This window comes from Streptomyces sp. NBC_00377, from assembly GCF_036075115.1.
Classification (GTDB): Bacteria; Actinomycetota; Actinomycetes; order Streptomycetales; family Streptomycetaceae; genus Streptomyces.
The window spans coordinates 2139270-2163227 of the sequence record NZ_CP107958.1; the positions used below are offsets into that span (position 1 = coordinate 2139270).

A 23958-nucleotide genomic window follows, 5' to 3' on the forward strand; every position below is an offset into this window, starting at 1 on the left:
GCTCCCGAGCGGCACGGAGCGCGCGGCGTGCCTCGTCGGCCGGGCTCGCCGGTTTCTCCCGGCCGGCCGGGGCCGGCACGGCCGTCCCGTCCTTCTCCGGCTCCCCCATCACGCCTCCCTCCGCAGCCTGACCAGGTCGGACAGTTCACGGTCGGTGAGTTCGGTGAGGGCCGACTCGCCGGAGCCGAGGATCGCGTCGGCCAGGGCCCGCTTCGCCTGGAGCATCTCGGCGATGCGGTCCTCGACGGTGCCCTCGGTGATGAGGCGGTGCACCTGGACCGGCTGGGTCTGGCCGATGCGGTAGGCGCGATCGGTGGCCTGTTCCTCCACCGCGGGGTTCCACCAGCGGTCGAAGTGCACGACATGGCCCGCGCGGGTGAGGTTGAGTCCGGTGCCGGCGGCCTTCAGGGAGAGGACGAGCACCGGCGTCGCGCCGTCCTGGAAGCGGTCCACCATCCGCTCCCGCTCGGGTACGGGGGTGCCGCCGTGCAGGAGGTCGACCGGGATCGCGCGAGCGCCGAGGTGGGCGGCGATGAGGCGGGCCATGCCGACGTACTGCGTGAAGACGAGGGCCGAGCCGTCCTCGGCGAGCAGTGTGTCCAGCAGCTCGTCGAGCAGGGCGAGCTTGCCGGAGCGGGCGGCCAGCGCGTCGCCGACGGGGGCGGTCTCCTCCTTGAGGTAGAGCGCCGGGTGGTCGCAGATCTGCTTGAGCGCGCCCAGGAGCTTCAGCACGAGGCCGCGACGGGCGATGCCGTCCGCCGTCTCGATCGTCAGCAGGGACTCCCGCACCACCGCCTCGTACAGCGCGGCCTGTTCACGGGTGAGCGGCACCGGATGGTCGGTCTCGGTCTTGGGCGGCAGCTCGGGCACGATGCCGGGGTCGGACTTCTTGCGGCGCAGGAGGAACGGGCGCACCAGACGCGAGAGCCGCTCCACCGCCTGTTCGTCCTCGCCGTTCTCGACCGCGCGCGCGTGCCGGGCGCGGAAGGACTTCAGGGGGCCGAGGAGCCCCGGTGTCGTCCAGTCGAGCAGGGCCCACAGCTCGGAGAGGTTGTTCTCGACGGGAGTGCCGGTCAGGGCCACCCGGGCAGGGGTCGGGATCGTGCGCAGGGCTTTCGCCGTCGCCGCGTAGGGGTTCTTCACGTGCTGGGCCTCGTCCGCGACGACCATGCCCCAGGGCTGGCCGGCCAGCGTCGGCGCCGCCGAGCGCATCGTGCCGTACGTGGTGAGGACGAAGCCGCCGGAGAGGCCGGCCAGACTGCGGTCGGGCCCGTGGAAGCGGCGGACGGGGACGCCGGGCGCGAAGCGGTTGATCTCGCGCTGCCAGTTGCCCAGGAGGGAAGCCGGGCAGACCACCAGGGTCGGTTCGGTGCGTGCCCGTTTCAGGTGCAGGGCGATGACGGTGATCGTCTTGCCGAGGCCCATGTCGTCGGCGAGGCAGCCGCCGAGGCCGAGGGAGGTCATGAGGTCCAGCCAGGCGAGGCCGCGCAGCTGGTAGTCACGCAGGGTGGCGTGCAGGCCGGGGGGCGGGTCCGCCGGGTGCACGCCCGTGGTGAGGCGGTCGCGCAGGGCGGCCAGGGCGCCGACGGGTACGGCCTCGACGCTCTCGCCGTCGACCTCCGCGGTGCCGCTGAGGGCGACGGACAGGGCGTCGACCGGGTCGAGGAGGCCCAGTTCCCGTTTGCGGGCCTTGCGTACGAGCGCCGGGTCGACCAGGACCCACTGGTCACGGAGCCGGACCACCGGGCGGTGCGCCTCGGCCAGCGTGTCCATCTCGGCCTCGCTGAGCGGGTCGCCGCCGAGCGCCAGCTGCCAGCGGAACTGGAGCAGGTCCTCGCTCTCGAAGAAGCCGGTGCCGTCGGTCGCCGAACCGGGGGCGGGCCGCACCACCGCGGCCGCGCTGAGGTCCTGCGCCAGGTCCCTCGGCCAGTGCACGGCGACCCCGGCCGCCGCGAGCCGGGTGGCCGCGACCCCGAGGAGATCGCTCAGCTCGTCCTCGGACAGGGCCAGGACGTCCGGCGTGTCCTGTTCGGCGAGCCGGGCCAGGGGCGGCCAGACACGGGCCGCACGCCGTACGGCGAGGGCGGCGTCCACGCGTGCGCGTGCCCCGAAGGCGGCGTCGGCCTCGCCCGCCCACAGGGCCGCCGCGTCGGTCATCAGGGTGGGGTCGGCGAGGCTGTGCACCTGGACGATCGCGGCGCCCGCCCTGCGCGTTCGTTCGCCGTCCTCGGGCCTGTCGAACATGTCGTACGCGGACAGGTCGAGTCGCAGCGAGACCCGCACGCCCGCGTCCATGCCGGCGGCCACCTCGGCCGCCCAGTCGTGTGCGCCGGGCAGCCGCTGGGGGCGGCGGTCCGCGAAGGGCTTCCCGCAGGCGTGCGGTGCGGCCGGGGTGCGGGGCAGGGTGTCCGCCACGGCGTCCAGGAACGAGCGCATCAGCGGTTCCGGCCGGGGCAGCCGGAGCGGCCCGGGCCCGGGGAGGGGCACCGCGTGTCCCTCGTACGGGAGCGCGGCGGCGACCGCGCGCAGGTGTGCGATGTCCTCCGGGTCCAGGGGGCCCGCCCGCCAGGCGTCGTGTCCTGCGGGGGTCAGGCCGGGCAGCAGGCGGCCGCGGGCGGTGAGCCGCAGTGCGTGCAGCGCCGCCGCGCCCCAGCAGGCGGTCGCCGGGTGGGCGGCGGGGTCGCGGCGGGCCCGGACGAGCAGCGGGAGCGCCTTGTCGAGCGGCAGGGACAGGGCGGGTGCCTGTGCGCGGCGGATGGCGGAGCCGTGGCGCCGGACGACGGTGAGCTCGGTGTGCTGCGCGCCCACCGCGGTGGGCAGTGGGCCGTCCGCCGGGTCCCAGAAGGCGACGCGGCCCTCGCGCGGGAGGGGCGCGGGCAGGAAGACGGCCGCGAGCCGTACGGAGACGGAAGCGGGCCCGGCCGCGGCCGCCCCTTCGGCCATGACGCTCATGCCTTGTGTCCACCTCCGCCCCGCGTGTCGGATCAGTCGTCTTCGACTCTACGGGCGGGGTCTGACAATCGGTCCCGGCGGCCCGCCTCGCCGTCGCGTCCGGGTCGGTCGTCGCCGCGTGGTCAGGTCGGCGCGCGGGTCCGGCCGTCATGCTCCGGTCGGGCCGGGACTCGGCCGAGCCGGTCAGGGGACGGTGCGCGAGACGACGTAGACGAACGGGTAGACCGTGTTGCCGGTGTTCACGACGACGTCCAGCGTCGGCATGGGCTTCTTCTGTTCGTGGACGATTCCGAAGTAGTCGCCCGGGCGGGAGCCGGGGCCCGTGAACTTCCAGCCGATGATCTCCTGATCGCGGGCGCTGATGGCGATGTCGCCCTTCTTCAGATCGGCCCTGCTCACGCCGATGTCCTCGAGGAACTCGTCGAGTCCCGCCTGCGTGGTCTGGAACTGGGCGTAGAGACGGCTGGTCTTCCAGTTGTTCGTCTCGTAGTAGGCGACCTGGTTCGAGGGGTGCGGGATCGGCACCTGGTAGAGACGGCGCTGGATCTTCGAGGGCCAGCCCTTGGTCAGGCCGGTCGCGGAGTACTTCGCCTCCTTGTCCTTGCCGCTGTCCCGGCTCTGGTTGGCGGAGATCACCAGATACCCGGCCGGGACACCGATGAGCAGCACGATGATCAGCAGGGTGAGCGCCCTGCGGCGGATCACGTGCCGGCGGTCCTCCGGCGGGCGGGACTCGTCGGGGGGCGCGGCCTGGTGGGGCAGCGATGCTGTCATGCGGTGTCCCGGATCGTGCGGGGTGGTGCGGAGGTCATGCGGTGTCCTGGGGGCGTGACGACAGGCCGGTCATGCGGTGTCCTGGGTGCGGCGGGCCGCGTCCGTGAACCGTTCGAAGCGCTCGAAGCGCTCCACCCGGCGGCGCTTGGCGCGCCGGAAGCGGCGGGCGACCAGGCGGGCCAGGTCGGCGGCGCCGACCATGCCCGCCTCGGGGCCCAGCTGGGCACGGACGATGCGGGCCTCGGGGCGGTAGCCGCGGCCGGTGAGCTGGCGCTTGAACGCGTCCCGCGCGGGGCTGATCAGCAGGTCGTCGGCGGCCGAGACGCCACCGCCGATCACGAAGCAGGAGGGGTCGAGGGCGGCGGCCAGGTTGGCGATGCCGACGCCGAGCCACTGGCCGATGTCCTGGAGCAGCTCGATACACATGGCGTCGCCCTCGCGGGCCAGCTCCGTGATCATCGGGCCGGTGATGTCGCCGATATTGCCCTTGACGTGCTCGATGATCCCGTAGGCCACCGGGGAGTCGGCGGCGGCCAGTTCGCGGGCCTCCCTGACCAGCGCGTTGCCCGAGCTGTACTGCTCCCAGCAGCCGCGGTTGCCGCACGGGCAGCGGTGACCGCCGGGCACGGCCTGCATATGGCCGAACTCACCTGCGACACCGTACTTACCACGCTTGACCTGGCCGTCCTCCAGGATCGCGCCGCCGATGCCGGTGCCGAGGGTGATCATCACGAGGTGGTCCTCGCCGCGGCCCGCGCCGAAGCGCCACTCGGCCCAGGCGGCGGTGTTGGCGTCGTTGTCCACCAGGACGGGGACGGACAGCCGGCCGGAGAGACGGTCCCGCAGCGGTTCGTTGCGCCAGGACAGGTGCGGCGCGAACAGGACGCGGTTGCGGTCGGCGTCGACCCAGCCGGCCGCGCCGATGCCCACGGCGTGCACGTCGTGACGGTCGGACAGGTCCAGGACGAGTTCGACGATGGTGTCCTCGACGACCTTCGGGCTCTTGGACTTGTCCGGCGTCTCGGTGCGCAGCTTCTCCAGGATGTTGCCGTCGGCGTCGACGACCCCCGCCATCACCTTGGTGCCGCCGATGTCGATGCCGACCGTCGGCACCCGGGGCGCGGTGAGGTGCGACCGGCGCTCCCTCGTGCCCACGGTGCGGAGTGCGGTGGCGCGGCGGGAGCCGATGGGGGCGGTGAAGTTGCCGTAGGTGCTCATCGCCGCCGATTCTGCCTCACCGGCCCCCCGGGTGCCGAGCCGGGCAGCGAAGGGGCGCGCGGCTCGTGCCGTACGCGGGTGTGCCGCCGCCGGTCGCGCCCACGCAAGGCCGGGCGCCCGCCGTATGTGGCCGCACGCCCCGTCCGGGCACTCGTCCGCCCGGCGCTCACCTTGTGGGGACATCCACACGCACGGTCCGGACCGTGCGACCGGAGACCGGTCGCTCGGCCCGCCTGACCCTTCGCAGGGGCGACCGGCGGCCCAGGGAGTGCGGGCACCTTCGGGGGCGTCGAGGGGCGTGCAGGCGACCGGGCCGACGAGGACTCCCGTCGGCCTGCCGGCGGCACCGGGTGGGGCCGGCAGTGCTCAGGGGCGTACGAGCAGCTGGAACTCGAAGGAGTAGCGGGTCGGCCGGTAGATGTGGTCGCCGAACTCCACCGCGCGGCCGGTGTCGTCATAGGTCGTGCGCTGCATGGTCAGCAGCGGGGCGCCCTCGTCCTCTGCGAGCCGCTCGGCCTCGGCGGTGGTGGCGGCGCGGGCGCCGATGGACTGGCGGGCGCTGTGCAGGGTGATCCCGGCGGCCCGCATCAGTCGGTACAGGCCGGTGGCCCGGAGCTGCTCGGTGTCCAGGTCGAGCAGGCCGGACGGCAGGTGGTTGCACAGGTACGCCATCGGCTCCCCGTGCGCGAGTCGCAGCCGCTCCACCCGGTGGACGTCGCTGCCCTCGGCCACGGCGAGCGCGCCCGCGACTTCGGCCGACGCCGGGACCACGGTGTTGACCAGGACGGTCGTCGCCGGACGCTGCCCCGCGGCCTCCAGGTCGTCGTACAGGCTGCTGAGCTCCAGGGGGCGCTTGACCTGGCTGTGCACGACCTGCGTGCCGACGCCCCGGCGGCGGACCAGGAGACCCTTGTCGACCAGCGACTGGATCGCCTGGCGGACGGTCGGCCGGGACAGGCCGAGCCGTGCCGCGAGCTCGATCTCGTTGCCCAGCAGACTGCCAGGGGTGAGCGATCCGTGCTCGATCGCGGCCTCCAACTGCTGGGCCAGCTGGAAGTACAAGGGCACCGGCGAGCTTCGGTCCACACGGAGTTCGAGCTGCACGGTCGGGTCCACTCCTGGTTTCGGCACGGGCCGAGCGTAGCTCCGCGACCGGTTGACGGGAAGTTGTGTAGTTCGATTGTCCGGACATGCGCATTGACAGCGTGCGGCCTGCGACGTCACTTTTGTTTCATGCGCATCGGGGTCATCGGGACGGGCCGCATAGGCACCATTCATGCGAACACACTCAGCCGTCACCGCGAGGTCGGGTCCCTGATCCTCACGGACGCGGACCAGATGCGGGCCCAGGAGCTCGCGTACCGGCTGGGGGAGACGGCCGCCCCAGGGGTGGACGAGATCTTCCGCTGGGGTGTGGACGCCGTGGTGATCACGACGGCGACCTCGGCCCACGCCGAACTGATCGGTCGGGCAGCCCGCTCCGGGCTCCCGGTCTTCTGCGAGAAGCCGATCGCCCTGGATCTGGCCGGCACCTTACAGGCGATAGCCGAGGTCGAGACCGCCGGAACGATCCTTCACATGGGCTTCCAGCGCCGCTTCGACGCGGGCTACACCGGGGCCAGGGAGGCGGTGCGTTCGGGGCGGCTCGGACGGCTGCACACCGTGCGGGCGCTGACGTCCGACCAGTCGGCGCCGCCCGCCGACTGGCTTCCGGTTTCCGGCGGGATCTACCGGGACGCCCTCCTCCACGACTTCGACTGTCTGCGCTGGGTGACCGGGCGCGAGGTCACGGAGGTCTACGCCGCAGGGTCGGACGCCGGGCCCGCGATGTTCCGCGAGGCGGGGGACGTGGACACGGCGGCCGCGGTCCTCACGCTCGACGACGGCGCCCTCGCCACGGCGACCGCGACGCGGCTGAACGGGGCGGGTTACGACGTCCGCATGGAGCTGGCCGGAGAGCTCGACCAGATCGTCGTGGGCCTCGACGACCGGACCCCCATCGCCTCCACGGAACCCACCGGTCCACCGGCCGCGGACAAGCCGTGGACCGGGTTCCTGGAGCGGTTCGAACCTGCCTACGAGGCCGAACTCAACGCCTTCGTGGACGTCGTCCGAGGAACGCGCCCCAACCCCTGCGACGGCCGGGAGGCGCTCCAGGCCCTTCGGATCGCCGAGGCCTGCGAGGTCTCCCGGCGGGACCGCAGGGCGGTGTGGCTCGCCGAGATCGCGACGGGTCCGCAGACCGGTTGAGCAGGACGGGCCCGTGCGCCCCGGCGCCCGCCCCGGACACCCGGTACGGCGCCGGGCCACGGCCCGGCGCGCGGACGACGCCCTCCCGTCGGGCCGCCGCCCTACCAACGCACCGGCAGGCTGCGCATGCCGCGCATCAGCGGGCCGGGGAGCCACTCACCGGGCGGGCCGTCGAGGGCCAGGCCGGGGGTGCGGTCGAGCAGGGACCGTATCGCCGTGCGGGCCTCGAGGCGGGCCAGCGGGGCGCCCAGGCAGTAGTGGATGCCGTGCCCGAAGGCCAGGTGGCCCCTGCTGTCCCGGCGGATGTCGAAGCCGTCGGGGGCCGGATAGCGCGCCGGGTCTCGGTCGGCCGCGGTCAGGCCGATCATCACCGCCTCGCCCTGGGCGACGGACGTGCCGGCGATCTCCAGCGGTTCCGCGGCGAACCGGAACGTGGCGTTCTCCACCGGCCCCTCGTAGCGCAGGGCCTCCTCGACCGTGCCGTCGAGGAGGGTCGCGTCGGCGCGCAGGGCGGCCAGCTGGTCCGGGTGGGTGAGCAGGGCGTGGACGGCGTTGCCGATGAGGTTGACGGTGGTCTCGTGTCCGGCGATGAGCAGGATGAACGCCATACCGCGCAGCTCACCGGGTGAGAGCCGGTCGCCGTCCTGTGCGGTGACGCGGATCAGGTCGTCCAGCAGGTCGCCGCTCGGCCCGGCGGACCGCTTGTCCCCGATGAGCGCGGTGAGGTATTCGCCGAGCCGTACGAACGCGTCGTACTCGGTCTGGGAGCTGGTGGGTGCGACGGCCTCGCCCGACAGCTTGCGGAACTCGGTGCGGTCCTTCTCCGGGACACCGAGGAGCTCGCAGATGACCGTGAGCGGCAGCGGGTAGGCCAGCGACTCCACGAGGTCGGCGCGGCCGTGCGGCAGCATCGCGTCGAGCAGGTCGTCGGTGATCTCCTGGATTCGCGGGCGCAGTTGCTCCACGCGGCGCATGGTGAAGGCGCGCGAGACCAGCGCGCGCAGCCGCGTGTGCCGGGGCGGGTCGGAGACCAGCAGGTGCTCGCCGATCAGCTGCTCGTCGAGGAACGTGGTGCCGATCCGTGCGGAGTCCTTGGCCAGCCGGGGGTCGGCGAGCGCCGTGCGCGCCTCCTCGTGGCCCACGACGAGCCAGGTCACGTGGTGCGCGTCGGGTTCGGGCAGCCGCACCCGGTGCACCGGGCCGCGCTCGCGCAGTCGCGCGTACACCGGATGCGGATCCCGCCGGAAGCCGTCGCCGACCTCCCCCAGGTCGACCACTTCGGTCATGACTCTCCCCCTCCGGTCACATTCCGCGACGAACCCGTCACCACTCCAACGGGCGGGACGCCCGCCTGGTGCCCGCGGCGGCGACCCGTCTTCGCCGCCCCGTTCCCCGGCGCCGCCCCGTCCCCTGTCGCCACGCCGTTCCCCGTGGCCACGCCGTTGTCCGGCGCCCTGCCGTTCTGCGGCCCCGCCCGCCCGTGCCGTCCCGCGGACGGCCTACGTGGCGTCGTCCGGCAGCCCCGCGTCATAGGCCAGCAGCGCGATCTGCACCCGGTTGTTGAGGCCGAGCTTGGCCAGGACCCGGGAGACATGGGCCTTGACGGTGGCGACGCTCATGAACAGTTCGGCGGCGATGTCCGCGTTGGACAGCCCCCGGCCGACCGCGACGGCCACCTCCCGCTCCCGTTCCCCCAGCGCCCCGAGGCGCACGCGCGCGTGGGCGCGCCGGGTGTCGGCCGCGGAACCGGCCGCGTGGTCCATCAACTGCCGGGTGACCGTGGGCGACAGGACCGGGTCACCGGCCGCCACCCTGCGCACGGCGTCGAGGATCTGGGCGGGCGGGGTGTCCTTGAGGACGAACCCGGCGGCCCCCGCGCGCAGCGCGCGCAGCACCTGCTCGTCGGCGTGGAAGGTGGTGAGCACCACGACCTGCGGGGCGTCCTCGCGCCCGCGCAGCCGTTCGGTGGCGGTGAGTCCGTCCACGGCCGGCATCCGGATGTCCATCAGGACCACGTCGGGCCGGGTGCGTTCCACGAGCCCCTCGACCTCGCCGCCGTCCGCGGCCTCGCCGACGATCTCGATGTCGTCGGCGCCTCCCATCATGAAGGCCAGACCGGCCCGCACCAGGGGATCGTCGTCGACGAGGAGGAGTCTGATCGCAGTCATGGCCCTAACGCAATCACGGTGACGGGCGGCCGGGTTCACGGTTCGCGACAGTCGGGCGGCCGGGTCGGACGATCGGGTCGGGGGCGGACCACGGATACCGCTCCGGACCGGCTGCGGCGCGCGGCCGCGTCAGGACGTCACGGGCCACGGCAGCCAGGCCCGCACCTCGAATCCTCCGGGCCCCCACGCCCCGTGCTCCAGCCGCCCTCCGGCCAGGGCGGCTCGTTCGGTCAGTCCGATCAGGCCCTGGCCGGAGCCGGGGACGGGCGGCACGTCACCTTCGGGGGCCGGGTTGCGCACCGTCACGGCGAGGCCCTCACCGGGCCCGCCGGCGACGGTGACCGCGACCTCCGCGCCCGGGGCGTGCTTGCGGGCGTTGGTGAGGCACTCCTGGGCGATGCGGTAGGCGGTGCGGCCGACGGAGGCCGGAACGGCGGCGGCGTCGGCGACCCGCAGGTCCAGGACGACCTTCATGCCGGCCTCGCGGGACTCGGCGACCAGGGTGTCCAGGCCGGCCAGCGTCGGCTGGGGGCGGCCCGCGTCGTCGGGTTCGCCGGCCCGCAGCACTCCGATGATCTCCCTGAGGTCCTGGAGCGCCTCGTGGGCGCTCTCACGGATGACCCCGGCCGCCCGCGCGATCTCCTCGCGGGGCGCGTCCGGGCGGAACTCCAGCGCGCCCGCGTGCACGCTGAGCAGGGTCAGCCGGTGGGCGAGCACGTCGTGCATCTCCCGGGCGATGGCCTCACGGGCCAGGCGCTGCGCCTGCTCGCCGCGCAGCCGGGCCTCCGTCTCGGCGCGCCGGGCGCGGTCGCGCAGGCTCAGCATCAGCTGGCGCTTGGACCGGACGAACATGCCCCAGCCGATGGCCGTGACGGTGAACAGCACGCTCCACGCCACCGAGGGTCCGTACGCGAGAGTGGGATCCGGGCGGGCCCAGGCCAGCAGGGGGATCAGGGCGATCTGCGCGCCGCCCACCCAGGCCACGTACCGGAACGGCCGGTGCACGGCGAGGGTGAAGAGGGCGACCGTGCAGGCTCCGGCCGAGGTGGTCGCCAGGAAGCCGAGGGGGATCATCGTGATCGCCAGCCCGAGGGGCCACCGGCGGCGCAGCCAGACCGCCGCGCAGGCGAGGGCGCCGAGGAGCTGGTCGGCCGCGGCGACGACCTCGGGGAGGTCCCGTTCGCCGGGAAAGGAGTCCGCGACCACCAGGCCCACGCCTACGGCCGCGAGGAAGCAGCAGAAGTCGACGACCCAGTCGCGTGCGGTGCGCCGGTGCCCCCTGCCGGGCAGCCCTGCGTCCGGGGCGAGTTCCGCGATCACCGCCGACGGCAGCAGCCATCGGCGTTCCGTGAACTCCGGGGCCGCCGGGGCCGCGCTGTCGTCTGCCCTCATGGTCGACAAATCTACGCAGCGGAGGGCCTCTTCACCTCTCCCCGGCGGGAATCCCCACCGAAGGAGACGGAACGAGCGACCCGGGTCGCACCACCGCCTACTTTCGGCCCGGAGGAGCGGATGTTCCGCGGACTTACGTCGGACGGATCCCGCCCTGAGGCCGATGGTGTGCCGGGGTTCGCGGGGCGAGGGTCCGGAGTATGAAGCAACTGCTGGGAGTCCTCGGCTTCCTCGCTCTGGCGCAAGGCGTCCTGGGCCTGCTGCACGAGTTCACCCGCTGGCACGTGGGCCTGGTGCGGCGTCTCGGATTCCTGGACGGCTACGAGGTGTACGCGAGTATCGCGCTGATCGTGCTGGCGTTCGCCCTGTTCGCCGCCTCGGGGAGCTGGAGGCCGGGCTGACGGAAGAGGCCGCGGCTCCGGTTAACGCCGTGAAAACTTCTCGGGCCCGAGGTCACAACCCCTTGCTTTGTCATTGACATGACAGCGTCTACGCGCGTCATCATGAGGTATGAGATTCCCCCCACGGATCACTCGTACCGGCGTCTCGGCCGCCGCCCTGACCGCCCTCCTCGTCGGCGGCGCCGTCTCCGCCACCACCGCCCACGCCGCCGTCGGCAGCGTCTGTTACACGAAGCTGCCCTCCCAGGCGCACGACACGCTCGGACTGATCGAGCGCGGCGGGCCGTTCCCGTACACACAGGACGGGGCCGTCTTCCAGAACCGCGAAGGCGTGCTGCCCGGCCAGACCTCCGGTTACTACCACGAGTACACGGTGAAGACCCCGGGCTCCTCGACGCGCGGAGCCCGTCGCGTCGTGACCGGCAAGAAGACCGACGAGGACTACTACACCGCCGACCACTACGTCACCTTCAGGCTGATCGACTACGGCTGCTGAGCCACGCCTTCCGAGCTTCGCCGCCCGACCGCTGCACCAGTGCGCCGGTCCACCGCACAGTCGCCCGACCGCTCCGAGACCCTCGCCCCGCGGTCCCCCCACAGCTGCCGCCGCGGGGCGAGGCACGTCCGGCCGGACCGCCGGGTGCCGCGGCGCCGACCCGCCGGTTCAGCCCGCGTCCGTCGAGAACAGTCCGCCCGTCGGCCCCTGCTTGTCGCCGCCCTGGGCCTTCCTCAGCGCGTTGGCGAGGCTCTCGATGGTGAGGGACTGGAGGATGACGCGGCCGCTGCCCTCCAGGGTGGCCAGCGACAGGCCCTCACCGCCGAACACGGCGTTCATGAGCCCCTGGCGGTCGAGACCGCCGACGCGCTGGACGCCGTACCTGATGCCCTCCTCGAAGGCGACCACACAGCCGGTGTCGACCTCGACGCGTCCGCCGAAGTCGGCCGGGTCCAGATCGATGAAGTTGCCGGCTCCCGCGATGATCACCGTCCCGCGGCCGGTGAACTTCTCCAGGACGAAGCCCTCGCCGCCCTTCATACCGGTACGGCCGCCCTGGAACGCGATGCCGAAGTCGACGGTGGACTCGGCGGCCACGAACGCGTCCTTCTCGGCGAACCACGCACGTGTGCCGTCCAGTTCCAGGGCACGCATCTCGCCGGGGAGCACGCCCGCGAAGCCGACGGTGCCCTCGCCGCCCCGGGCGGCGAAGTACTGGAACGCCAGTGACTCACCGGCGAGGGCCCGCTGACCGGCCTGCATGGCCGTCCCCATGGCCTGGCGCAGCATGCCGCCCATACCGCCGCCTCCGGCCCCGCCGCCCTGCGGCCGGCGTCCGCCGTCGGAGGGGCCGCCCAGGCGGGTCTCCATGGTCACGTTCGTCGTCTTGAACAGGAACTTCCCGGCCTCGCAGTACACGGTCTGGCCCGGCTCCAGGCTGACGACCGCCATCTGCATGGCATTGCCGACGATCTCTTGCTGAAGGGTCACAGAAGGAGAACGAGGAAAACGGACGAAAGAGTTCCGATTTCCTCGGACGGCGTAGCCGGTGCCGGGCCGGAGCGTCGGGGGCGGACACTCGACGTCCGTTCGCCGCCAGCAGGACGGTGCGGCGGCCGCTGGAATGGATCCCATGACAACGACCGGCAGGACCCTGAACGGCAAGGTGGCCCTCGTGACCGGCGGCAGCCGCGGCATCGGAGCGGCGACGGCTCTGCGGCTCGCCGAGGAGGGCGCGGATGTGGCGGTGACCTACGTGAACGGCAAGGAGGCGGCGGGGGACGTCGTACGGGCGGTGGAGGCGCTGGGACGGCGGGCCGTGGCCCTGCGGGCGGACTCGGCGGACCCGGACGAGGCGTCCGGGGCGGTGGACCGCACGGCCCGGGCGCTGGGCGGCCTCGACGTGCTGGTGAACAACGCGGGCGTCGGCGTCCTCGGGCCGCTGGAAGGGCTCGCCCTCCACGACGTCGACCGGGTGCTCGCCGTCAACGTACGCGGAGTGTTCCTGACTTCGCAGGCGGCCGCCGGGCGGATGACGGACGGCGGACGGATCATCACGATCGGCACCTGTATGACCCAGCGGGTACCCGGTCCCGGGGGCACCCTGTACGCGATGAGCAAGGCGGCCCTGGTCGGTCTGAACAAGGCTCTCGCCCGGGAACTGGGCCCGCGGGGGATCACGGCGAACCTCGTCCACCCCGGCCCGATCGACACGGACATGAATCCCGCGGACGGTCCGTTCGCGGCGGGTCAGGCGACGATGACCGCGCTCGGCCGCTTCGGAACCGCGCGGGAGGTGGCCGCCGCGGTCGCGCACCTGGCGGGCGCCGCCTACGTCACCGGCGCGGAGTTCGCCGTGGACGGCGGGCACGCGGCCTGAGGGCCGACCGGGGCGGGGTACGCCCCCCGGGGGCGGACCGCCGGCGCGCCGGTCCCGTGCACGCCCGCGCTCCGCCGGGTCGTGCACGGGAGCGGCCGGAGGTCGTTCAGCCGCCGAGCTCCTGATGGCGGGCGGTGAGCGCCGCCGCGCCCGTCTCGGTGAGGGAGCCGAACAGGCGGAGACGGGAGATGCCGCCGTCGGGGTAGATGTCCACGCGCGCGTGGGTGCCGACCGCCGGGGCCGGCAGGACGAAACGGTGGTTGGTGTCGGGCTGGAGGCGGGTGCGCGGGAGGATCTGCGTCCACTCCCCGCTCTCGCCGTCCCGGAGCGACACCGAGGCCCAGCCCGCGCTGTTGCCCTTCAGGTACGCCGTGTCGATCTCCAGCGCGCGGATCGTCGCCTGGGCCGTCAGGCGGTAACGGATCCAGTCGTTGCCCCGGTCGCGGCGGCGGCGGGTCTCCCAGCCTTCGTCCATCTTGCGGGAGCGGCCCGGCTGGACGGTGTTGCCCGCCGGTGAGTAGAAGAGGTCGGACGCGTCCTCGGCCCGGCCTCCGTTCTCCAGGGCGACGACGTCGAAGGTGCCGAGCACGGTCAGCCACTGCGGGTCGGGCACGACCTCCCCGTACACGCGCAGCCGGGCGATGCCGCCGTCGGGGTGCTGGTTGACCCGCAGGTGGGTGAAGCGCTGCTCCAGCGAGACGGCGAAACCGTTCGCCGCGTGGCCGCCGACCGGGGTGCGCGGGACCAGCGTCGTCCACTTCACGTGGTCGCCGAGGAGTTCCGCGGGGGACGGCGAGCCCGGCACCGAGGCGCCCTCGACCGACACCGCCTGCGGGTAGTTGCCACGGAAGTGGGCCGTGTCGACGACGACGCCGCGGATCACCCCGGGCGCGCCGAGGCGGACGAGCGCCCAGTCGTGGTCCTCGTCGGCCGGCCAGGGGTGGTCGGCACCGGCGCCGCGGCGGCGGCGCGTCTCCCAGCCGTCCATGATCTTGCCCTTGTGGCCGAAGTGCTCCGGGTCGAACTCGGCGGGCCCGGGCACCAGCAGGTTCTCGCGCTGGGCGAAGAACTCGTCGTTGGCGGCGACGACTCCCGCGCCGAGCCGCCGGTCGGCGAGGTCGGCGTACCGCGTGAAGGGGAAGTCGGCGGTGCGGTAGTCCGCGTACGGGTCACCGCCGCCGTAGGGGTTCGCGTCGCCGGTGAAGCTCTGTATCGCCGTCACGGTGATCAGGTCTGCCTTTCGGAATCGGCCGGTGCGGGTGCGGGTGGAGCCGGGAGCGCGGGCGGGCCGCTCCTGCGGCTCAGGGGGTACGGGTGAGGAGCCGTCCCCTCGGCTCGGTGAACTCGCCGTCGTGGACGATCCGTTCCCCGCGCAGCCAGGTGGACTTCACGACGCCGTACAGGGTTCGGCCCGCGTACGCCGTGACGCGGTTGCGGTGCTGGAGGGAGGCCGGGTCGACGGTGAAGGTCTCGTCGGGGGCGAGGACGGCGAAGTCGGCGTCGCGGCCCGCTTCGATCGCGCCCTTGCGGGAGAGGCCCACGAGGTCGGCCGTGCGTGCGGACATCCACCGGACGACGTCCTCCAGGGTGTGGCCCCGTCGGCGGGCCTGGGTCCACACGGCCGCCAGGCTCAGTTGAAGACCCGAGATGCCGCCCCAGGCCGTCGCGAAGTCGTCGGTCTTGAGGTCGGCCGTGGACGGCGAGTGGTCGGTGACCACACAGTCGATCGTGCCGTCCGCCAGGGCCTGCCACAGCAGGTCCTGGTTGGCGGACTCGCGGATCGGCGGGCAGCACTTGAACTCGCTGGCGCCGTCGGGGACTTCCTCGGCGGTCAGGGTCAGGTAGTGCGGGCAGGTCTCGACGGTGATGCGGACGCCGTCCGCCTTCGCGGCGGCGATCAGCGGGAGTGCGTCGCTGGAGGAGAGGTGCAGTACGTGCACGCGCGCGTGGAGGCGCTTCGCCTGGGCGATGAGCTGCGCGATGGCGGTGTCCTCCGCGCCGCGGGGGCGGCTGGCCAGGAAGTCGGCGTACCTGGGGCCGCCCTGCTGGGGGGCGGCGTCGAGGTGGTGAGGGTCCTCGGCGTGCACGATCAGCAGGCCGTCGAAGGCCGCGATCTCGGTGAGGGAGCGGGCGAGCCCGTCCTGGTCGAGGTGCGGGAACTCGTCCACTCCCGACGGGGAGAGGAATGCCTTGAAGCCGAAGACGCCGGAGTCGTGCAGGGGGCGGAGGTCCTTGACGTTGCCGGGCAGGGCGCCGCCCCAGAAGCCGACGTCGATGTGCGCCTTGTCGGCGGCGACCTGCTGTTTCACTCGGAGGTGGCCGACCGTGGTGGTCGGCGGGAGGGAGTTGAGGGGCATGTCGACGAGGGTGGTGATGCCGCCGGCCGCCGCCGCGCGCGTGGCGGTCCAGAAGCCCTCCCAGTGGGTGCGACCGGGGTCGTTGACGTGCACGTGCGTGTCGACCAGTCCGGGCAGCAGGACGTCGTCGCCGAGGTCCTCCAGACGGGCGCCCTCGGGTACGGGCGCGTCGTGGGGCAGGACGGCCGTGATCCTGCCGCCGGCGACCGCGACCGCGGCGGGCCGCGACCCTTCGGGAGTGATGACGCGCGTCGAGCGCAGAACCAGTTCGGCGTCGGACACCCGGGCCCCTCTCGTGCGTTCTCTTCCGTTTACTCGGCGGAAACTTCCACGCAACGGAATTCAACGTTCTGTTGAAGGAGTCTTCCCTCCCGCCCTCGCGCCGTCAAGGGCACACTCCCCCACAGTGCACCCGTTCCCACCACACTGGACGTTTCCACATACTGGAATTACGATTCCGGCCAGCAGAACGTAGCTACGCACAAGCGAGGAGTCAACCGACCGCCGGGTAGGCTTCAGCACCTCCCGCCAGTTTCGAAAGGAACGCGCCGTGCCGACGTCCAGCGCCAGCACCACCGACTCCGCCAAGTCCGCCAGCGGCGGGGTCCAGTCCCTCGAGCGCGCCTTCGATCTGCTCGAGCGGATGGCGGACGCGGGCGGCGAGGTCGGCCTGAGCGAGCTGTCGGCGAGCAGCGGGCTGCCCCTGCCCACCATCCACCGCCTGATGCGCACCCTGGTGGTCTGCGGCTACGTCCGCCAGCAGCCCAACCGCCGCTACGCGCTCGGCCCCCGGCTGATCCGGCTCGGCGAGTCCGCCTCGCGACTGCTGGGCACCTGGGCCCGCCCCTACCTGGCCCGTCTGGTCGAGGAGACCGGCGAGACGGCGAACATGGCCCTGCTCGACGGCGACGAGATCGTGTACGTGGCGCAGGTGCCGTCCAAGCACTCGATGCGGATGTTCACCGAGGTCGGACGCCGGGTCCTCCCGCACTCCACCGGCGTCGGCAAGGCGCTGCTCGCGGGGTTCCCGGACGACGAGGTGCGCGCCCTGCTCGCCCGCACCGGCATGCCGGCCGCCACCGACAAGACGATCACCACTCCCGACGGCTTCCTCGCGGCCCTCGCGGACGTACGGCAGGCCGGTTACGCGGTCGACGACAACGAGCAGGAGATCGGCGTCCGCTGCCTGGCGGTACAGGTGCCGGACTCCCCCACCGCCGCGGCCATCTCCATCTCGGGCCCGGCGGGCCGCGTCACCGAGTCGGCCACGGAGCGGATCGTGCCGGTGCTCCAGCAGGTGGCGGTAGAGCTGTCCCAGGCCCTGACGAACCCCGGAGCACCGGCCTAGAGCGCGCCCGGCGCGGCACAAGGGCGGTCCGACACACCGGCGGACCGGCACACCGGGCACCGCTCAACGGCGTGGCGTCTCGCCGAACCGCTCCACCGCGCGGTGCACGTCCGACAGGCCCGGGGCCAGTGCGCTCACCGAGCCGATGGCGCCCGCGATCAGCAGCAACGAACGGCGTAACCGGGAGAGTTCGGGCACCCCGTGGGTCACCATCGCGGCGAGGGCGGCCAGTTCGTCCTCGGCGATGACCCGGTCCGGGAACTCGGCCGGGTGGGTGGCGAGTTCGCGGCGCAGCCGGGACACCGCGGTCCGCAGTCCCGCCACCCTCTGATCCTCGTCGCTGCCGGTCACTGCCGTCTGCCCCAAGCTCCGCAACACAGCTCTCCCCCCCTCACACTCCACGAGCGTGAGTGCGCGCTTCACCCGCCCCGCGTCGCCGTGGCGCCGGCCGGGCACCGCAGGACGCGCGGGTCAGTAAACGCCACCCGATGCGGCGTGCGCCACTGCGCGAACCGAAATTCAGCCCCCGGGAACCGTGCGGTCACCGCCGGGTCCGGTATGCAGGACGTATGACACACACGGAAGACCGGGCCGCGGTCCAGGTGGTGGGCCTGCTGCTCGCGGCGGGCGGGGGCCGGCGGCTCGGCGGGCACCCGAAGGCGCTGCTCGAACACCGGGGGCGCCCACTCGTCGAACACGCGGTGGAGGTGCTGCGCACGGCCGGCTGCGCCCGGGTGCACGTGGTCCTCGGGGCCGCCTCCGACGCCGTACGGGAGCGGGCGCGGCTGGAGGGGTGCGTGATCGTGACGAACCCGGAGTGGGAGCAGGGCATGGGCACGTCGCTGCGGGCCGGGCTCGGCTCGCTCGCCGGGACGGGGGCGCGCGCCGCGGTGGCCTTCCTCGTGGACCAGCCCGGCATCGGACCCGAGGCCGTGGCCCGGGTGCTCACCGCGTACGAGGACGAGTCCTCGCTCGTCTGCGCCGCCTACGACGGTGTGCGCGGCCATCCCGTCCTGTTCGGGGCAGCCCACTGGGAGGGCATCGCGGCGACTGCCACCGGCGACCGGGGCGCACGTGCCTATCTCAAGGAGCACGTGGAGGCGATCACTCTCGTGGAGTGCGGCGACGTGGCCCGCCCGTTCGACATCGACACACCCGAGGACCTCGCCCACCTGGAGTGAGCGCCCTGGCACGGGGCGCCACCTTGCCTCGACGCAGAGAATCTCGACATCAACAAATCATTGAAGTTCCACGATGAGGAAACTAGTATCCACTGATCAGAAAGATTCGGCCTGTCCGGATACCCCGCTCCCGTAACCGGTCCGACTGGCACCCGGTGCCACCGCTGAAGGAAGTGACCGCTCATGTCCGCACCAGCGCCGTCCCCGCTGGCCATCGTCGACGCCGAGCCCCTGCCGCGCCAGGAGGAGGTCCTCACCGAGGCGGCGCTCGCCTTCGTGGCCGCACTGCACCGGCGGTTCACCCCGCGCCGCGACGAACTCCTGGCCCGTCGCGCCGAACGCCGCGCCGAGATCGCCCGCACCTCCTCGCTCGACTTCCTCCCGGAGACCGCCGCGATCCGCGCCGACGCCTCCTGGCAGGTGGCCCCCGCCCCCGCGGCCCTGGACGACCGCCGGGTCGAGATCACCGGCCCGACCGACCGCAAGATGACGATCAACGCCCTCAACTCCGGCGCCCGGGTCTGGCTCGCGGACTTCGAGGACGCTTCGGCGCCGACCTGGGAGAACGTCGTCCTCGGGCAGGTCAACCTGGCCGACGCCTACACCCGGAACATCGACTTCACCGACCCGGCGTCCGGGAAGTCCTACGCCCTGAAGGACGACGCCGAACTCGCCACGGTCGTCATGCGCCCGCGCGGCTGGCACCTGAACGAGCGTCACCTCGTCGACGCGGACGGCGGCCAGGTCCCCGGCGCTCTCGTCGACTTCGGCCTCTACTTCTTCCACAACGCCCAGCGCCTCCTCGACCTCGGCAAGGGCCCGTACTTCTACCTCCCGAAGACGGAGTCGCACCTGGAGGCCCGCCTCTGGAACGAGGTGTTCGTCTTCGCTCAGGACCACGTCGGCATCCCGCAGGGCACCGTCCGCGCCACCGTGCTCATCGAGACGATCACGGCCGCCTACGAGATGGAGGAGATCCTCTACGAACTCCGCGACCACGCCGCCGGGTTGAACGCCGGCCGCTGGGACTACCTGTTCTCCATCGTGAAGAACTTCCGTGACGGCGGCCCCAGGTTCGTCCTCCCGGACCGCAACGCGGTCACCATGACCGCCCCGTTCATGCGGGCGTACACCGAACTCCTGGTCCGCACCTGCCACAAGCGCGGTGCGCACGCCATCGGCGGCATGGCGGCCTTCATCCCGTCCCGCCGCGACGAGGAGGTCAACAAGGTCGCCTTCGAGAAGGTGAAGGCGGACAAGGACCGCGAGGCAAACGACGGTTTCGACGGGTCGTGGGTGGCCCACCCGGACCTGGTGCCGATCGCCATGGCCTCCTTCGACGCCGTGCTCGGCGACCGGCCGAACCAGAAGGACCGGCTCCGCGAGGACGTCGACGTCAAGGCGTCCGACCTGATCGCCGTCGACTCCCTGGAGGCGAGGCCTACTTACCAGGGCCTGGTCAACGCTGTTCAGGTCGGCATCCGTTACATCGAGGCCTGGTTGCGCGGACTGGGCGCGGTCGCCATCTTCAACCTCATGGAGGACGCGGCCACGGCCGAGATCTCCCGGTCGCAGATCTGGCAGTGGATCAACGCGGGGGTGGAGTTCGAGCACGACGGGACCACGGTGAGGGCCACGCGCGAGCTGGCCCGCGAGGTCGCCGCCCGGGAGCTGGCGGCGATCCGCGAGGAGATCGGCGAGGAGGCCTTCGCGGCCGGCCACTGGCAGCAGGCCCACGACCTGCTGCTGACGGTCTCCCTCGACGACGACTACGCGGACTTCCTCACCCTGCCCGCGTACGAGCAGCTCAAGGGCTGAGCACCGGCCCGGAACGCAACGCTCACCTGTCCGAGTGGCCCAGGGACCTTCCCGGGGCCACCCGGTCGCGTACGAGCTTCTTCACGGCCGTCGGCTCGGGGAAACCCTGTTCACGGCGGTCCCAGACCACCTCGTCGTTCACCCGCACGACGAAGACCCCGCCCTTGCCGGGCTTCAGGGCCAGCTCCGTCAGCTCACCCTCGAAGGTCGTGAGCAGCTCCTGCGCCAGCCAGGCGGCACGGGGCAGCCAACGGCACTGGGTGCAGTACTCGATCTCGACCCTCCGGTCCGGCCCACCCGGCTCGTCCGGCTCGTTCGCACCGCCCACCTCGTCGGGGTGGCCGGAGTCGTCACTCAGGTCGTTCAGGTCACTCACGTCACCGAGTCCGCTCATCCGAGGTGTACCGACCAATCCTGTTCCGCGGCGGGCTTGCCGTGCAGGTCGGGGACCCGCTTGAGCCAGTCGGGCCGTCCTTGCCGAGTCCTGGCCGCGCGCCGGGCGTCGTCGGCGGCGAGCTCCTCCGGGGCGGGGAAGTCGGTGGGCAGCCAGGCCGCGGAGGCCCGCACGCGCGCGTGGAGGTACCTCACGTACGCCTCCCGGACCGCGTCCGGGGTCGCGAACCCGTCTTCGCCGGTCAGCCAGGCGTCCGGTACCTCCGCCACGATCCGGCGCAGCAGTTCCTCGGTCACCCTGGGCGCCAGCTCGGCGTCGGCCGCCCGGGTGTCCGGGGAGGAGAGGCCGAGCGCGTGATGGCGGAAGTCGTACGCCTTCTCGGGGTCGGCGCCGTCCCAGCGGTGGTGGAAGACGAGGGCGGCGCCGTGGTCGATGAGCCACAGCCGGGGCGGGACGGTGCCGGACGTCGGCCAGACCATCAGGTTGGAGCTGTGGACCGTACGGTCGACGTTCACGGTCAGGGCGTCCAGCCACACGATCCGCCCCGCCTCCAGCGGCTCCACCGGGAAGACCGAGGCGACCTCCGGGGTGAAGTCCCGCGCACCCGGCAGGAAGTCCATCCCCAGGTTGAGCCCGGCGCTCGCGGCGTGCAGGTCCCGTACCTCCTGGTGCGGTTCGTGCTCTGCGATCGCCGGGTCGAAGTGCACCAGGACCAGCTCGGGGAACCGCAGCCCCAGAGCGCGCGCCAGCTCACCGACGATCACCTCGGCGACGAGCGCCTTGCGGCCCTGCGCGGAGCCCGTGAACTTCACGACGTAGGTGCCGAGGTCGTCGGCCTCGACGATGCCGGGGACGGATCCGCCGGACCGCAGAGGTTCGACATAGCGGGTTGCGGTGACCTCTCTCAGCATGTCCAAGGCCCCACTGTCGCTTCCAGCCTCCGATACGAAGTGACCATGGTAGCCGGGCGTCACAGCCGACGAGGGGTGACCGAGCCACGGGCCGGGCACGTCCGGGCGGTGCCGGGCACGGTGAACGCAGGCACGGCCGCACCCGTACCCGTAGCCGTAGCCGTAGCCGTAGCCGTAGCCGTAGCCACAACGGACACCGCCGAGAAACCCGCCGCACAGACTCCGCCTAGGATGATCCCGATGAAGATCCCCGAGCAGCGCCTTGCGCCACCGCCCCTGCCGCGGTGGCGCAAGGCGCTGCTCGTTCTCGGGCTGCTCGCCGGTCTGCTGGCGATGCACGCCCTGGCGCCGGGCGGCGCGGTTCACGAGCACGCCGGTCCCGCGCACGTGTCGACCGGCGCGGTCAGCGCTCACGACGGCTGTTCCGGAGCCGGCGGGGACTGCGGCGGCGGACACCTCCACCACGCCGACGCGACCTGTGTGGCGGCCGCGCTGAGCGGCGCACCGGCCCAGCCCGCGCTGCTCCCCGACCCGGTGGCCGCCCCCGCTCGCGCGGACACGGTCCGCTCGTACGCGGCCGGGGCCCCGGACAGTGCACGCGCCCCGCCCTCACTGGCGGAACTCCAGCTCCTGCGGATCTAGACACTCCACCGCACCACGTCCATGGCTCAGCGACGTGGTGCGCCCGGGCACGTCCAGATCCCGTTCGCAGAACACACAGCAGGAGTTCCAGCATGCGCAACACCCGTACCCTGACCCGCCGCGCCGCCCTCGGGGCCGTGTCCGTCACCGCCGCGCTCGCCCTCGCCGCCTGCGGCGGCAGCGGCGACAGCGGCAGCAGCGGTGACGCCGGGAGCAACAGCTCCGCGTCGGCGTCCGCGGGCACCGGCAGCACGGCCGGCGCGCACAACGCGCAGGACGTGACCTTCGCGCAGGGCATGATCCCGCACCACCGTCAGGCCCTGGAGATGGCGGCGCTCGCCGCCGACCGGGCCTCTTCCGCCCAGGTCAAGGACCTCGCCTCGCGGGTCGAGAAGGCGCAGGACCCGGAGATCAGGACGATGAGCGGCTGGCTCACCGCCTGGGGCGAGGACGTCCCGGCCGCCTCCGGCGGCGCCGCGGAGTCCATGCCCGGCATGGACCACTCGGCCGGGTCCGGTATGCCGGGCATGATGGACGGCTCGGACATGGACATGCTCAAGAAGGCGTCCGGAGCGGACTTCGACACCATGTTCCTGACCATGATGATCGAGCACCACAAGGGGGCCGTGGACATGGCCACGACCGAGAAGAACAAGGGCACGTACCAGCCCGCCACCGCCATGTCCGACGCCATCGTCACCGCGCAGACCGGCGAGATCACCGAGATGAACAAGCTCCTCGGCAAGGGCTGACCGTCCGGGCGGAGGGGGGCCGCTGTCCGCACCGGCCCCCCTCCGCCCGCACCGCCGAACCGGCGTCCCCGTGCCCGCGTCCGCGCCTGGGTCGCCTGCGTCGGAGGGAACCGGGTTCCGCCCGGCCCGCCCCGGCCCGGGCCACTCCCCGGCCCCGCCGCCTGCCTCCTCCTCGGCCGGCGCCCGCGAAAGCCGCAGCCCCTGCTTCATTCACCGGTGCGCAGGTCCCCGGCCCGCCGCAGCCAGGCCCGTGCCTGCTCCGGTCCGCCCACGACCCGGACGCCCGCGGGCGCCGGCGGTCTGCGCACCACGACCACGGGCAGCCCCGCCTCGCGGGCGGCGGTCAGTTTCGGGGCAGTGGCCGCTCCCCCGCTGTCCTTGGTCACGACGACGTCGATCCGGTGACGGCGCAGCACCTCGCGCTCCCCGTCGAGCGTGAAGGGGCCTCGGTCGAGCAGCACCTCCCTACGGGACGGGGCGGGCGCGCCGAGCGCGTCGACGGAACGTACGAGGAACCACAGGTCGTCCAGGTCGGCGAAGGCGGCGAGCCCCATGCGCCCGGTGGTGAGGAAGACCCGGCGGCCGAGCGAGGGCAGCAGCCCGGCGGCCTCCTCCAGGGAACCGGCCTCGTGCCAGACGTCGCCCGCGACCGGGGTCCAGCCGGGGCGGCGCAGCGCGAGCAGCGGGATCCTCGCGGTGGCGGCGGCCGTCACCGCGTGGACACTCATGACGCCGGCGAAGGGGTGGGTGGCGTCGACGACCGCGCCGACCCGGTGCTCTGTCAGCCACGCGGCCAGCCCGTCGACCCCTCCGAAGCCGCCCACGCGCACCTCCCCGGGCGGCAGCCGGGGTGCGGTCACCCGTCCGGCCAGGGAGGTCGTCACGCGCAGGCCGGGCAACGCGTCCACCGCCAGGAGTTCGGCGAGGCGACGGGCCTCGGTGGTGCCGCCCAGGATCAGTACGTGCACGAAGTCCGGCCCCCTTCCGCGCGACGAGTCATGAGCCGCCCGTGAGCCCCGCGGCCG

General features: G+C 73.0%; 23 protein-coding genes. 9 read left to right on the plus strand and 14 right to left on the minus strand.

Annotated features, from left to right (window positions below):
• Positions 1-108: 108 nt before the first annotated feature.
• The 4 genes from OHS71_RS09715 to OHS71_RS09730 form a co-directional block, all read right to left on the minus strand.
• Positions 109-2943 (minus strand): DEAD/DEAH box helicase, encoded by a 2835-nt coding sequence (locus OHS71_RS09715; protein ID WP_328484457.1) that lies wholly within the window; start codon positions 2941-2943, stop codon positions 109-111.
• Positions 2944-3135: 192 nt separating this feature from the next.
• The gene (locus OHS71_RS09720) at positions 3136-3726 is read right to left on the minus strand and encodes a sugar kinase (protein WP_328478862.1); all 591 of its coding nucleotides are present in this window, start codon (positions 3724-3726) and stop codon (positions 3136-3138) included.
• A gap of 69 nt (positions 3727-3795) precedes the next feature.
• Positions 3796-4944, minus strand: a complete 1149-nt coding sequence (locus OHS71_RS09725) for an ROK family glucokinase (protein WP_328478864.1) — start codon at positions 4942-4944, stop codon at positions 3796-3798.
• A 366-nt stretch (positions 4945-5310) separates the two neighbouring features.
• Positions 5311-6048 carry a GntR family transcriptional regulator gene (locus tag OHS71_RS09730; protein WP_328484458.1) on the minus strand — a complete coding sequence of 246 codons (738 nt, stop codon included), beginning with the start codon at positions 6046-6048 and terminating at the stop codon, positions 5311-5313.
• 129 nt (positions 6049-6177) lie between these two features.
• On the opposite strand from OHS71_RS09730, the gene OHS71_RS09735 reads away from it, so the two are divergent.
• Entirely contained in the window at positions 6178-7194 is a 1017-nt protein-coding gene (locus OHS71_RS09735) for a Gfo/Idh/MocA family protein (protein ID WP_328478866.1), read from the plus strand.
• A 101-nt stretch (positions 7195-7295) separates the two neighbouring features.
• On the opposite strand, the gene OHS71_RS09740 is transcribed toward OHS71_RS09735, so the two are convergent.
• The 3 genes from OHS71_RS09740 to OHS71_RS09750 all read right to left on the minus strand — a co-directional run bounded on the left by OHS71_RS09740 (position 7296) and on the right by OHS71_RS09750 (position 10754).
• A complete protein-coding gene (locus tag OHS71_RS09740) occupies positions 7296-8480 on the minus strand; it encodes a cytochrome P450 family protein (protein WP_328478868.1) in 1185 nt (394 codons plus the stop codon).
• A gap of 213 nt (positions 8481-8693) precedes the next feature.
• The gene (locus OHS71_RS09745; RefSeq protein WP_328478870.1) at positions 8694-9362 is read right to left on the minus strand and encodes a response regulator transcription factor; all 669 of its coding nucleotides are present in this window, start codon (positions 9360-9362) and stop codon (positions 8694-8696) included.
• Positions 9363-9491: 129 nt separating this feature from the next.
• Complete coding sequence (locus OHS71_RS09750; RefSeq protein ID WP_328478872.1) at positions 9492-10754, minus strand: sensor histidine kinase; 1263 nt, start codon at positions 10752-10754, stop codon at positions 9492-9494.
• A gap of 200 nt (positions 10755-10954) precedes the next feature.
• Here OHS71_RS09750 and OHS71_RS09755 point away from each other — a divergent pair, with 200 nt between their 5' ends.
• Together OHS71_RS09755 and OHS71_RS09760 are read left to right on the plus strand one after the other, a co-directional pair.
• Positions 10955-11155, plus strand: coding sequence for a hypothetical protein (locus tag OHS71_RS09755; RefSeq protein WP_328478874.1), 201 nt, complete (start codon positions 10955-10957; stop codon positions 11153-11155).
• Between the two features lie 109 nt (positions 11156-11264).
• Positions 11265-11651, plus strand: coding sequence for a ribonuclease domain-containing protein (locus OHS71_RS09760; protein ID WP_328478876.1), 387 nt, complete (start codon positions 11265-11267; stop codon positions 11649-11651).
• Between the two features lie 168 nt (positions 11652-11819).
• Here the strand turns inward: OHS71_RS09760 and OHS71_RS09765 are convergent, their stop codons facing one another.
• The gene (locus OHS71_RS09765; RefSeq protein WP_328478878.1) at positions 11820-12641 is read right to left on the minus strand and encodes an AIM24 family protein; all 822 of its coding nucleotides are present in this window, start codon (positions 12639-12641) and stop codon (positions 11820-11822) included.
• Positions 12642-12783: 142 nt separating this feature from the next.
• On the opposite strand from OHS71_RS09765, the gene OHS71_RS09770 reads away from it, so the two are divergent.
• Positions 12784-13530 (plus strand): SDR family oxidoreductase, encoded by a 747-nt coding sequence (locus tag OHS71_RS09770; protein WP_328478880.1) that lies wholly within the window; start codon positions 12784-12786, stop codon positions 13528-13530.
• Positions 13531-13636: 106 nt separating this feature from the next.
• Here the strand turns inward: OHS71_RS09770 and alc are convergent, their stop codons facing one another.
• The gene (gene alc, locus OHS71_RS09775) at positions 13637-14752 is read right to left on the minus strand and encodes an allantoicase (RefSeq protein WP_328478882.1); all 1116 of its coding nucleotides are present in this window, start codon (positions 14750-14752) and stop codon (positions 13637-13639) included.
• A 79-nt stretch (positions 14753-14831) separates the two neighbouring features.
• Positions 14832-16169: an allantoinase AllB gene (gene allB, locus OHS71_RS09780; protein ID WP_328478884.1), complete on the minus strand. Its 1338-nt coding sequence runs from the start codon at positions 16167-16169 to the stop codon at positions 14832-14834.
• Positions 16170-16437: 268 nt separating this feature from the next.
• On the opposite strand from allB, the gene OHS71_RS09785 reads away from it, so the two are divergent.
• A complete protein-coding gene (locus OHS71_RS09785) occupies positions 16438-17235 on the plus strand; it encodes an IclR family transcriptional regulator (protein ID WP_328478886.1) in 798 nt (265 codons plus the stop codon).
• A gap of 63 nt (positions 17236-17298) precedes the next feature.
• Here the strand turns inward: OHS71_RS09785 and OHS71_RS09790 are convergent, their stop codons facing one another.
• Positions 17299-17613, minus strand: a complete 315-nt coding sequence (locus OHS71_RS09790; RefSeq protein WP_328478888.1) for a DUF5955 family protein — start codon at positions 17611-17613, stop codon at positions 17299-17301.
• A gap of 191 nt (positions 17614-17804) precedes the next feature.
• Here OHS71_RS09790 and OHS71_RS09795 point away from each other — a divergent pair, with 191 nt between their 5' ends.
• A complete protein-coding gene (locus tag OHS71_RS09795; protein WP_328478890.1) occupies positions 17805-18416 on the plus strand; it encodes a nucleotidyltransferase family protein in 612 nt (203 codons plus the stop codon).
• A gap of 183 nt (positions 18417-18599) precedes the next feature.
• Entirely contained in the window at positions 18600-20234 is a 1635-nt protein-coding gene (aceB, locus tag OHS71_RS09800) for a malate synthase A (RefSeq protein ID WP_328478891.1), read from the plus strand.
• Positions 20235-20256: 22 nt separating this feature from the next.
• On the opposite strand, the gene OHS71_RS09805 is transcribed toward aceB, so the two are convergent.
• Together OHS71_RS09805 and OHS71_RS09810 are read right to left on the minus strand one after the other, a co-directional pair.
• Positions 20257-20562 carry a SelT/SelW/SelH family protein gene (locus tag OHS71_RS09805; protein ID WP_328484459.1) on the minus strand — a complete coding sequence of 102 codons (306 nt, stop codon included), beginning with the start codon at positions 20560-20562 and terminating at the stop codon, positions 20257-20259.
• Between the two features lie 62 nt (positions 20563-20624).
• The gene (locus tag OHS71_RS09810; RefSeq protein ID WP_328484460.1) at positions 20625-21539 is read right to left on the minus strand and encodes a HipA family kinase; all 915 of its coding nucleotides are present in this window, start codon (positions 21537-21539) and stop codon (positions 20625-20627) included.
• A 240-nt stretch (positions 21540-21779) separates the two neighbouring features.
• Here OHS71_RS09810 and OHS71_RS09815 point away from each other — a divergent pair, with 240 nt between their 5' ends.
• Complete coding sequence (locus OHS71_RS09815) at positions 21780-22181, plus strand: DUF6153 family protein (RefSeq protein WP_328478893.1); 402 nt, start codon at positions 21780-21782, stop codon at positions 22179-22181.
• A gap of 92 nt (positions 22182-22273) precedes the next feature.
• On the plus strand, positions 22274-22933 hold the full coding sequence (locus OHS71_RS09820) for a DUF305 domain-containing protein (protein WP_328478895.1): 660 nt from the start codon (positions 22274-22276) through the stop codon (positions 22931-22933).
• A 206-nt stretch (positions 22934-23139) separates the two neighbouring features.
• Here OHS71_RS09820 and OHS71_RS09825 read toward each other — a convergent pair whose 3' ends face one another.
• The gene (locus tag OHS71_RS09825; protein WP_328478897.1) at positions 23140-23901 is read right to left on the minus strand and encodes a cobalt-precorrin-6A reductase; all 762 of its coding nucleotides are present in this window, start codon (positions 23899-23901) and stop codon (positions 23140-23142) included.
• Positions 23902-23958: the final 57 nt, after the last annotated feature.

Excerpts from the sequence above, each read along its gene's own strand:
- OHS71_RS09715 (WP_328484457.1), bottom strand. The coding sequence starts at position 2,943 with ATGGCCGAAGGGGCGGCCGCGGCCGGGCCCGCTTCCGTCTCCGTACGG.
- OHS71_RS09720 (WP_328478862.1), bottom strand. The coding sequence starts at position 3,726 with ATGACAGCATCGCTGCCCCACCAGGCCGCGCCCCCCGACGAGTCCCGC.
- OHS71_RS09725 (WP_328478864.1), bottom strand. The coding sequence starts at position 4,944 with ATGAGCACCTACGGCAACTTCACCGCCCCCATCGGCTCCCGCCGCGCC.
- OHS71_RS09735 (WP_328478866.1), top strand. The coding sequence starts at position 6,178 with ATGCGCATCGGGGTCATCGGGACGGGCCGCATAGGCACCATTCATGCG.
- OHS71_RS09740 (WP_328478868.1), bottom strand. The coding sequence starts at position 8,480 with ATGACCGAAGTGGTCGACCTGGGGGAGGTCGGCGACGGCTTCCGGCGG.
- OHS71_RS09745 (WP_328478870.1), bottom strand. The coding sequence starts at position 9,362 with ATGACTGCGATCAGACTCCTCCTCGTCGACGACGATCCCCTGGTGCGG.
- OHS71_RS09750 (WP_328478872.1), bottom strand. The coding sequence starts at position 10,754 with ATGAGGGCAGACGACAGCGCGGCCCCGGCGGCCCCGGAGTTCACGGAA.
- OHS71_RS09755 (WP_328478874.1), top strand. The coding sequence starts at position 10,955 with ATGAAGCAACTGCTGGGAGTCCTCGGCTTCCTCGCTCTGGCGCAAGGC.
- OHS71_RS09760 (WP_328478876.1), top strand. The coding sequence starts at position 11,265 with ATGAGATTCCCCCCACGGATCACTCGTACCGGCGTCTCGGCCGCCGCC.
- OHS71_RS09770 (WP_328478880.1), top strand. The coding sequence starts at position 12,784 with ATGACAACGACCGGCAGGACCCTGAACGGCAAGGTGGCCCTCGTGACC.
- OHS71_RS09795 (WP_328478890.1), top strand. The coding sequence starts at position 17,805 with ATGACACACACGGAAGACCGGGCCGCGGTCCAGGTGGTGGGCCTGCTG.
- aceB (WP_328478891.1), top strand. The coding sequence starts at position 18,600 with ATGTCCGCACCAGCGCCGTCCCCGCTGGCCATCGTCGACGCCGAGCCC.
- OHS71_RS09810 (WP_328484460.1), bottom strand. The coding sequence starts at position 21,539 with ATGCTGAGAGAGGTCACCGCAACCCGCTATGTCGAACCTCTGCGGTCC.
- OHS71_RS09815 (WP_328478893.1), top strand. The coding sequence starts at position 21,780 with ATGAAGATCCCCGAGCAGCGCCTTGCGCCACCGCCCCTGCCGCGGTGG.
- OHS71_RS09820 (WP_328478895.1), top strand. The coding sequence starts at position 22,274 with ATGCGCAACACCCGTACCCTGACCCGCCGCGCCGCCCTCGGGGCCGTG.